We start from the raw sequence: 997 nt of genomic DNA, 5'->3' as shown, positions 1-997 counted from the left end.
TGACCCCCGGCAAGCAAGTCGGCGGCAGCGACGTGGTGGTCAAGAACACCGCGCAAAAGCCCTGGCGCGCCAGCCTGTCGCGCAATAACGACGGCCAGAAAAGCACCGGCGAACAGCAATGGGGCGCCGGCCTTGAATGGGACAGCCCGCTGGGCCTGGGCGACCAGTTGATTCTGCGCGGCGGCCATGACGCCATCAGCGACCACCAGAAAACCTCGAAAAACACCATGCTCTATTACAACGTGCCGTGGGGCTGGTGGAACTTCAGCTACACCTACAGCGAGAGCGACTACCGCACCTTCGGCGTAACCGACGACTTCAAATACAAGCAGGACGGCGACAACCAGAACCATCAACTGCGCGCCGAACGGGTCATCCACCGCGATGACGTGAGCAAGACCTCGGTCAACATCGGCCTGGCGCACCTGCGCACCAACAACTACATCCTCGACGTGCGCACCGCGCCCAGCAGCAACCGCCTCAGCGAACTGCAACTGGGCGTCAACCACGGGCGGCGCATCGGCACGGCCTTCGTCAACCTGGACCTGGGCATGCAAAACGGCATCGGCCTGCTCGACGCCCAGTCCCAGGAAGAGCGCGACGCCTTCGGTCGCCGCCAGCCGAACTCGCGCTACCGCAAATACACCGCCACCGTCAGCTACCTGCAACCGTTCAGCCTGTGGGGCGAGTCGTTCAGCTTCAGCAGCCTGGCCACCGGCCAACGCAGTGAAGACCCGCTGTTCTCGCCACAGCGCATGAGCCTCGGCGGCTCGGCTTCGGTGCGCGGTTTCAAGGACCAGTTGCTGACCGGCGACAGCGGCGGCTACTGGCGCAACGAAGTGCGCTGGGCGCGCCCGGTGACCCTCGACTGGATGCGTCCGGCCTTCTTCGAATACGGCGCCAGCGTCGGCTACGACCAGGGCGTGATCCGCAACGACCGCTACAACGACAACGTTCATGGCCGCGTGTCCAGCAACTCCCTGGAGCTGTTCGCCCG

Annotated in this window: 1 protein-coding gene; it reads left to right on the top strand. The window is 64.6% G+C overall.

Annotation, left to right across the window (positions count from 1 at the left end):
- Nucleotides 1-997, top strand: a 997-nt coding sequence (locus J1G34_RS26925) for a ShlB/FhaC/HecB family hemolysin secretion/activation protein (protein WP_222994864.1), incomplete at both ends; no start/stop codon positions are given.

It is taken from the genome of Pseudomonas sp. Wu6 (genome assembly GCF_019891515.1).
Taxonomy (GTDB): Bacteria; Pseudomonadota; Gammaproteobacteria; order Pseudomonadales; family Pseudomonadaceae; genus Aquipseudomonas; species Aquipseudomonas orientalis_A.
Note: the sequence above shows the minus strand (reverse complement) of the source record. Positions and strands in the feature narration are given on the sequence as shown.